Consider the following 8520-nt stretch of genomic DNA (forward strand, 5'->3'; position numbering starts at 1 on the left):
GCTTCTCCCAAGAAGCGCTGAAATCGCTCGACCCGGACCGTGCCTGAAACGGCAGGTCCGGGGAGCCGTTCGACAAGCAGCCAAGCGCAGTCTGCGACGCATTCGCCTTTCCCTTTTTGGCGAAGATGCGCTAAGGGCTGGCGCATGACCTCGACCTCTTTCACCCTTCTTCTCGGCGGAAGCCTCGCCGTTACCGACCGCCTGCGGGCGCTGACCGAAGGAAGCCGCGTGATCGCGGCCGATGGCGGCATGCGCCATGCAGTGAACCTGGGCGTCACTCCAGAGCTCTGGGTCGGAGACTTCGACAGCAGCGACAGCGAATTGATCGCCCGTTTTCCGACCGTGGAACGCCACAGCTATCCGGCGGCAAAGGCCGTCACTGACGGGGAGATCGCAGTCGCGGAAGCGATCGCGCGGGGCGCCAGCCGGCTGATCTTCGTCGGCGCACTCGGCGGCGAACGGTCCGATCACGCGCTGCAACACTATCTGAACGCCCTCGGCCTGGTCGAAGACGGTTACGAGGTGGTCCTGACCTCTGGCGAGGAAGAGGCCTATCCCTTCGCCGAGGACAGCGAACTGGCTCTCGAAATGCCCAAAGGCGCGCTTTTCTCGGTGCTCGGCTTCACCACGCTCGAAGGACTGACGATCCGCAACGCACGCTATCCTTTGCAGGACTTCAGTTTGCCCTTCGGCTCATCGCGCACGATATCCAACATCGCCGAAGGACCGATCTCGGTCTCACTGTCCCGCGGCCGGGCGATCCTGCTTGCCCGCCCCTACGATCTTTCCGGAGCCTGAAGCCTTGGCGCCTCCCATTCTGAAACTTGACGATATCCAACTCTCCTTCGGCGGAACGCCTTTGCTTGCCGGTGCTGGCCTGCAGGTGGAGCCTGGCGACCGCATCTGCCTCGTCGGCCGCAACGGTTCTGGCAAATCAACGCTGATGAAGATTGCCGCCGGCCTCGTCGAAGCACAGTCCGGCGAAGTTTTCCGCCATCCGTCCTCGACCATCCGCTACCTGGAGCAGGCGCCTGATTTTGCGGGTTATGCAACGGTCCAGGCCTATGCCGAGGCGGGATTGGGACCGGGCGACGATCCCTATCGCGTCACCTACCTGCTCGAACATCTCGGCCTGACCGGCCAGGAAGATCCGACCCGTCTCTCTGGTGGGGAAGCCCGCCGCGCAGCCCTTGCCCGCGTGCTCGCGCCCGAGCCAGACATCCTGATGCTCGACGAGCCGACCAACCATCTCGACCTGCCGACCATCGAATGGCTGGAAGGCGAATTGTCGAAGAGCCGCAGCGCGCTTGTCCTGATTTCACACGACCGTCGTTTCCTCGAAAAGATCTCGACCGCCACCGTCTGGCTCGATCGCGGCCAGTCGCGAAGGCTCAATCGCGGCTTTGCCCATTTCGAGGAATGGCGTGACCAGGTGCTCGAAGAGGAAGAGATCGAACAGCACAAGCTGGGTCGCCAGATCGAGCGCGAAGAACACTGGCTACGCTACGGCGTCACCGCACGCCGCAAGCGCAATATGCGCCGCCTTGGCAATCTGCAGGCTCTGCGCGCCAACTACCGCGGACACAAGGGCCCACAGGGCACGATTCAGGCATCGGCGACGGAAGGCAAGGAAAGCGGCAAGCTGGTCATCGAGGCTGATAAGGTCATCAAGACCTACGGCGATCGGGCAATCGTTGCGCCCTTCTCGATCCGTGTCCATCGCGGCGATTGCATCGGTCTGATCGGCCCGAACGGCGCCGGCAAGACGACGCTTCTGAAGATGCTGACGGGCCAGCTGGAACCGGACGAAGGCCTGGTGAAGCTCGGCACCAATCTGGAGATCGCCGTTCTCGACCAGAAGCGCGAGGATCTCAATCCCGACGATACGCTCGCCCACTACCTGACCGACGGCCGGGGTGACAACCTTCTGGTCAATGGTGAGCAGAAGCATGTGACCGGCTACATGAAGGACTTTTTGTTCCAGCCGGAACAGGCTCGCACCCCGATCCGCAACCTCTCGGGCGGCGAACGCGCACGCCTGATGCTGGCGCGGATCATGGCAAAGCCCTCGAACCTCCTGATCCTCGACGAACCGACCAACGATCTCGATATCGAGACACTCGACCTGCTGCAGGAAATCGTCGCCGGCTATACTGGTACGGTCATCCTCGTCAGCCATGACCGTGACTTCCTCGACCGCACCGTGACCTCGACCATCGCACCGGCCAACCCCGACGCGCCCGACGGTCGCTGGATCGAATATGCAGGCGGCTATTCCGACATGCTCGCCCAGCGCAAGGGCGTCGAGGACGAACGCAAACGCGTTGAAAAGGCCGAAAAGGCCAAGGCGCAGGAAGCCTCGGGCGGCAAGTCCGCCGATGGCGGATCGAAGGGCAAGGGCAAGCTTTCCTTCAAGCAGAAATTCGCGCTCGAAAACCTGCCGAAGGAAATGGAAAAGGCCGAGAAGGAGATCGCCGCGCGCGAAGCCAGGATGGCCGATCCCAACCTCTTCACCAAGGACCCGGCGACGTTCAACAAGCTCGCCGCCGAAATGGAAAAGCTGCGTGCCGACATCACGCGCATGGAAGAGGAATGGCTGGAGCTCGAAATGCTGCGTGAAGAACTGGAGGGCTGAGGCTCTCCGGCTTTCGGCTTCAGGCCCGCATCTCTCCTGATCTCTCCAGATGCAACGCTCGCGCACCGGTGGCAGTGGCGAAAGCCATGGAACGTCCCAGGTAGATCAGGGTCGTCCCCGCAAGTTCCGTCGACAGGATGTTCATGAGCCGGCTCTCGGTTTCCGGCTCCAAAGCTTCCAGCACATCATGCAAGACCAGCCAGCGCGGCTTTCTGAGCAGGATATTGGCAAAGGACAGCGCCATCTGCTGGTCCTTGTCCAGGATTCGCTCCCACCGGGCTCGCTCGTCGAGACGGCCGGCCAACTCGGCCAGTCCCACGAGCTGAAGCACGCCCGTCATGTCTGCATCGGTGAAACGCGCCGAGGCGACGGGATAGGCGAGCAGGCTGCGCAGCCTGCCCTCCGGCAGATAACCCGATTGCGGCACGAAGATGATGTCCGACTCGGCCGGAAGGGCGATCCTACCTTTGCCGAAGGGCCAGAGCCCGGCCATGGCATGGAACAATAGCTTGCGATTAACGCCCTGATCGCCATTGATCATCACGCGGTCCCCCGCCGCGATGATCACCGCGCGCTGACGAAAACGAAACGCCGCTTCGGAGCCTTCTGCTGTGACACGGGTGCGGATTTCCAGGTCTTCCAGTCTCAGCGTGCCATCCTCGCTGCGCGTCAGCTCCACTTCACCGGCGCTGTTCTGTCTGTCGTCCATGCTGGTCAAGGCGGCGCGAAACACCGTCACCCGCATCAGCGCCGCACGCCAGTCGGCGATGGCCCCGAAATTGTCGACATACCAGCGAAGCGCCGAATAGACTTGCGTGAAGGCCGCGGCCGCCATCATCAGACCGCCGAACGTGATGGTGCCGGCGAAATAGGCGGGCGAGGCGATCAGGATCGGCACGATGATGGCAAGCCAGCCGAAGCCTCCTGTCACCCAGGTGAGATTGGTCAAGGCCAGAGCCAGGTGACGGATCGAGATGAGGACCCCGTCGAGCGACTGATGAATGTGGCGGCGTTCGGTCTCGTCGCCATGCGCAAGCGCAATCGCCTCCAGGTTTTCATTGGCACGCATCAGCGAGAAACGCAGATCGGCCTCCCGGGCATAACGTTCGGCATTCAGGTTCGAAAGGCTGCGCCCGACCACCTGGCTGAGCAGCGATGCGAGAAGCGCGTAGATAAGCGCGCCCCAGACCATGTAGCCGGGGATCTGGAAACGGGTCTCACCGATCTGAAAGGTGAAGTCGCTGGAAAGACTCCACAGCACCCCGATAAAGCTGACCAGCAGGATCGTCGCATTGAACAACCCGATAGACAGAGACGTGGTCATTTCCGCGAGTTTGCGCGCATCCTCATGCAGGCGTTGATCGGGGTTGACCCCGAGCGGGCTCGACACGGAGAGCCGATAGGCCCGCGCACCATTCAACCACTGGTCGACGACATCGCGCGACAGGCCCTCGCGCATGGAAAGCGCGGTCATCTGGTTAAGCCAGGCCTGCACGACATTGAGCACCAGCAGGGCGCCCGCAATCATCGCGAAGTGGCGCAGTTCAAGAAGAAAGGCCGGCAGGTCACGCCGTTCCAATGCGTTGTAGAAGGGCGCGTTCCACTGGTTGAGAAGCACGGTGCCATAGGCAGTCGCCAGGATCACCACCACGAGCGCAAAGGCGAAGGCCAAGATGCGGTTGCGGACGGATGATCGCCAGAAGCTGTCGACGGCCATTCCGAGCTGCCGCCGGAGGCTGCCTTCGACCTCGGCGACAAACCTGTCCATTCCGAGCCCTTCATTCGACTGCGACTTCGCCATACGCATCACGCCATCATGATAAATGCCTTCCCCTTATCACGTGGCTATTGACGGTTTCCTGACAGTGAACGGCGCGACCCATCGCACGCCACACCTTGCACCCTGCACCCTTGCGCTCAGCTCGCCTGCGCGCTATCTCAGGCTTGCTCTAACGGGGTGCCTTGCGATCTCACGCGATCGGGAAGGCTGAGAGGCGTCACGCCAACCCGCGGAACCTGATCCGGTTAACACCGGCGGAGGGATTAGACGCGACGACATCAGGCGCCCTATCCCGACAGCAATGACACCAACGAGGAGGGCGCGATGCGACCCAGTACTGTTTCCATGCTCATCGGCAGCGTCTCCGCTGCGATCCTCGGCTTTGTCTCCCCGGCGCTGGCCGCCGGCAAGACGCTGACCGTCTACACCTATGAGAGCTTCGTCTCCGAATGGGGTCCCGGCCCAAAGGTCAAGGAAGCCTTCGAACAGACCTGCGACTGCACCGTCAACTTCGTCGGCGTCGCCGATGGTGTGGCGCTTCTGACCCGCCTGAAGCTGGAAGGCGAGACATCCAAGGCCGACGTCGTTCTCGGGCTCGACACCAATCTCGTCGAGGAAGCCAAGCAGACCGGTCTCTTCGAAGCGCATGGCGTTGATGCCTCGGCCGTGAAGGTGCCGGGCGGTTTCAGCGACGATGTCTTCCTGCCCTATGACTACGGCCATTTCGCCGTGATCTACGACACCGAGGTCATCAAGACCCCGCCGACGAGCCTGAAGGATCTCGTCGAGGGCGATCCGGCCCAAAAGATTGTCATCCAGGATCCGCGCACCTCGACGCCGGGTCTCGGCCTGCTGCTCTGGGTCAAGTCGGTCTATGGCGACCAGGCACCGGAAGCCTGGGCCAAGCTCAAGGACCGTGTCCTGACCGTCACGCCAGGCTGGTCGGAAGCCTATGGCCTGTTCACCAAGGGCGAGGCACCGATGGTCCTCTCCTACACCACCTCGCCGGCCTATCACATGGTCGCCGAAGAGACCGACCGCTATCAGGCGGCCGAGTTCTCCGAAGGGCATTATATCCAGATCGAGGTCGCAGGCCTTCTGAAGACGGCGCCGGAAAAGGAACTCGCCCGCCAGTTCCTCGCCTTCATGCTGCAGCCCGGCTTCCAGGACACCATCCCCACCAACAACTGGATGATGCCGGTCGCCGCCACATCAGAGCCCCTGCCGGACGCCTTCGGCAAGCTCGTCCAGCCGAAGACCACCTTCCTGATGGACCCGGCCGAAGTTGCGGCCAACCGTCAGGCCTGGATCGACGAGTGGCTGAAGGCCATGACGCTGAAGTAACACCGGATGCTCCGACCGCTTCACCAGTCGAAACGTCAGAGGCTGCCCGCACTCGCGGGCGGCCTTTTGGTTTTGCTGGCAGTGGCGGCCTTCGTCGGCATCGCCCTGACCGCACTGCTCGCCGGGAGAATGACCGTCGGCATTCTGCAGGCCTTCGGCGATCCAGTCGTCCGTTCGGTGCTGTCATTCACCCTCTGGCAGGCCTTCCTGTCGACGCTCCTCTCCGTCGGGCTTGCCTTGCCTGTCGTCAGCGCGCTTGCTCGACAGCCGGCTTTCCCCGGACGAATCTGGCTGATCCGTCTGATGGCGGTTCCCATGGGACTTCCCGTTCTGATCGGCGCACTGGGGCTGATCGGTATTTTCGGCCGCAACGGCATCGTCAACGATGCCTTGGGAGGCCTCGGTCTCTTGCAGCCCATCTCGGTCTACGGCCTGACCGGAATTCTGATTGCCCATGTCTTTTTCAACCTGCCGCTTGCCACACGACTGATGCTGTCTGCCCTGGAGCGCGTGCCGGCCGAATACTGGCGGATGTCGGCAAGCCTCGGCCTCTCGCCGATCGCCACCTTCCGCTTCATCGAGTGGCCTGTCCTGGCGCGCGTCATCCCGGGGGCCGCGGGGCTGATCTTCATGCTCTGCGTGACGAGCTTCACGCTGGTGCTGATCTTCGGCGGGGGGCCTGCTGCAACGACAATCGAGGTCGCCATCTACCAGGCTCTGCGCTTCGACTTCAATCCGGAGCGCGCCGTATCGCTGGCACTGCTGCAGATCACGGTCACCGGCGTGATCCTCATCGGCCTCAGCCTGCTGCCCGCAGCCTCCGACACCGGTGTCACAAGCGGGCGCCGTTTCCCTCGTTTCGATGGCCGACGCCCGCTCGTCCGTTTGATCGACGCGCTGCTGCTCTCGCTGGCCGGCCTCTTTCTCATCCTGCCGCTTGGCCAGGTCGTCGTCTCGGGACTACAGGCAGACCTCGCTCGGCTGATATCGCAATCGACGTTCCAGCAGGCGGCTCTGACCAGCCTGCTGGTAGCGCTCGTGTCAGGCGTTACGGCGACACTGCTTGCCTTTGGCGCGGTCGCAGCAAGGACCGAAATCGACACGCAGCGAAACCGGAATGTCGGCAATCGCCTCATGTCGATCGCGCTTGCCTCGCTCTCATCGCTGGTTCTGCTTATCCCGACGAGCGTGCTTGCCACCGGCTGGTTTCTCGCGCTCCGATCGAGCGGTGAGATCGCAAGCTTCGCGCCCTTGGTCGTCGCCGGCATCAATGCCCTGATGGCCCTGCCGTTTGCCGTGCGCGTGCTGGAGCCGGCCTATCGCGAGCACCGGGCGCGCACGGGGCGCCTTGCCGAAAGCCTTGGCCTGTCCGTCGCTCAGCGTCTGCGCCGCGTCGACTGGCCGGAGCTGAAACGGCCATTTCTGACCGCGCTCGCCTTTTCCATGGCACTTTCCTTGGGAGATCTCGGAGCAGTCGCCCTGTTCGGCTCGGAAAACATCATGACACTACCCGCCCTCATCTATGCGTCCATGGGAAGCTACCGCAGCACGGATGCTGATGGACTTGCTCTGTTACTCGGAATGCTGTGTCTCCTCCTCGCGCTCCTCGGAGCGCCTGGAACGCGTCAAGCAAGTGAACGGGAGGCCCCCGATGCGCGATGAGACTTCGACGGCAATCCGCCTCGATGCGGTGCGACTTACACTCGGCCAAAGCGAGTTTCACTTCGATTTCGGTCTCGATGCCGGCAAGATCACGTGTATTGTCGGCCCATCCGGATCCGGCAAGTCGACCCTGCTCAACCTCGTCTCCGGCTTCGAGCAACCTGAGACCGGCCGGATCAAAATAGCTGATCGAGATGTAACGGATCTGGCGCCGGCGGAGAGGCCGGTCTCGCTGGTCTTCCAGGACAACAACCTCTTTGCCCATCTCGACCTGTTCACCAATATCGGCCTCGGCATCCATCCTGGCATGCGTTTGACCTCCGCTGACCGCAAGGCGATCTCCGCCGCTTTGGATCGCGTGGGCCTCGCGGGCTACGAGCGGCGGCTGCCGGGTTCTCTCTCGGGCGGAGAGCGGCAGCGGGCAGCCTTCGCTCGCGCCTTGGTCCGCAGCCGCCCGATCCTGCTCCTCGACGAACCCTTCGCCGCATTGGATCCTGGTCTGCGAAGCGCAATGGTTGACCTTCTCGCCGAACTGCATGCTGAAACAGCGGCCACCATCCTGCTCGTCACCCACGATCCGCGTGACGTGCTTCGTTTGGCGCACCATGTCGTTTTCCTCGAAAACGGCCATGTCGTGGTGAATGCATCGAAGAGCGATTTTCTCGCGAGAACAGATGTCACAGCCGTGCGCGACTTCCTCGGCACGACGGCAATTGCACCCCAATCGCCTTAATTTCGTCGCCCGCGCCTGCCATGCGCGTTGGGAATAGTTGTTCCTGCGGCAAGACCATTGGTCATTTGCCTCGGCGTGACTATCTTCTGGAGCGAGTGGTGTTTTCGCACTATGTGAAATGCTGCCGGATCAGCAGAATGCGGATATCGGCTGAAGGCAATTGGATGCTGCACCCGGATGTTGCCAGGTTGGCGATCGTTCGGGAACAGGGTGAAGGGGCAGGATGCAGTTTTTGAGCCGGAACAGCGCGATAGCTGCAGAGACGAATCTGCGGCGCCGGCCTTTCAGGTTTGCGTCGAGTGTCGCCGTGATCGTCTCGGCGGGCCTCGTCCTATCCTCCTGCCAGTCGCTGTTCGAGCAGGCCTA

The 8520-nt window shown here is 62.4% G+C and carries 6 protein-coding genes and 1 riboswitch; of the genes, 5 read left to right on the forward strand and 1 reads right to left on the reverse strand.

What is annotated here, in order from left to right; all coding sequences use genetic code 11:
• Positions 1–144: 144 nt before the first annotated feature.
• Both IP85_RS12870 and IP85_RS12875 read left to right on the forward strand, forming a co-directional pair.
• Positions 145–798, forward strand: coding sequence for a thiamine diphosphokinase (locus IP85_RS12870; RefSeq protein ID WP_054150085.1), 654 nt, complete (start codon positions 145–147; stop codon positions 796–798).
• Positions 799–802: 4 nt separating this feature from the next.
• Positions 803–2635, forward strand: a complete 1833-nt coding sequence (locus IP85_RS12875) for an ABC-F family ATP-binding cassette domain-containing protein (protein ID WP_054150086.1) — start codon at positions 803–805, stop codon at positions 2633–2635.
• Positions 2636–2654: 19 nt separating this feature from the next.
• Here the strand turns inward: IP85_RS12875 and IP85_RS12880 are convergent, their stop codons facing one another.
• Entirely contained in the window at positions 2655–4442 is a 1788-nt protein-coding gene (locus IP85_RS12880) for an ABC transporter ATP-binding protein/permease (protein WP_245280864.1), read from the reverse strand.
• A 136-nt stretch (positions 4443–4578) separates the two neighbouring features.
• Positions 4579–4695: riboswitch (TPP riboswitch) on the forward strand.
• Positions 4696–4760: 65 nt separating this feature from the next.
• Here IP85_RS12880 and thiB point away from each other — a divergent pair.
• From thiB to thiQ, 3 genes are read left to right on the forward strand one after another with little or no spacing between them, the layout of a single operon-like run.
• On the forward strand, positions 4761–5759 hold the full coding sequence (gene thiB, locus IP85_RS12885) for a thiamine ABC transporter substrate binding subunit (RefSeq protein ID WP_156322872.1): 999 nt from the start codon (positions 4761–4763) through the stop codon (positions 5757–5759).
• 6 nt (positions 5760–5765) lie between these two features.
• Positions 5766–7421 carry a thiamine/thiamine pyrophosphate ABC transporter permease ThiP gene (locus IP85_RS12890; RefSeq protein WP_054150089.1) on the forward strand — a complete coding sequence of 552 codons (1656 nt, stop codon included), beginning with the start codon at positions 5766–5768 and terminating at the stop codon, positions 7419–7421.
• Positions 7411–8154 (forward strand): thiamine ABC transporter ATP-binding protein, encoded by a 744-nt coding sequence (gene thiQ, locus IP85_RS12895; RefSeq protein WP_054150090.1) that lies wholly within the window; start codon positions 7411–7413, stop codon positions 8152–8154. The genes IP85_RS12890 and thiQ overlap by 11 nt, the downstream gene beginning before the upstream one ends.
• Positions 8155–8520 lie beyond the last annotated feature (366 nt).

Source organism: Rhizobium sp. AAP116, assembly GCF_001295785.1.
In the GTDB taxonomy this organism is placed as follows: Bacteria; Pseudomonadota; Alphaproteobacteria; order Rhizobiales; family Rhizobiaceae; genus Allorhizobium.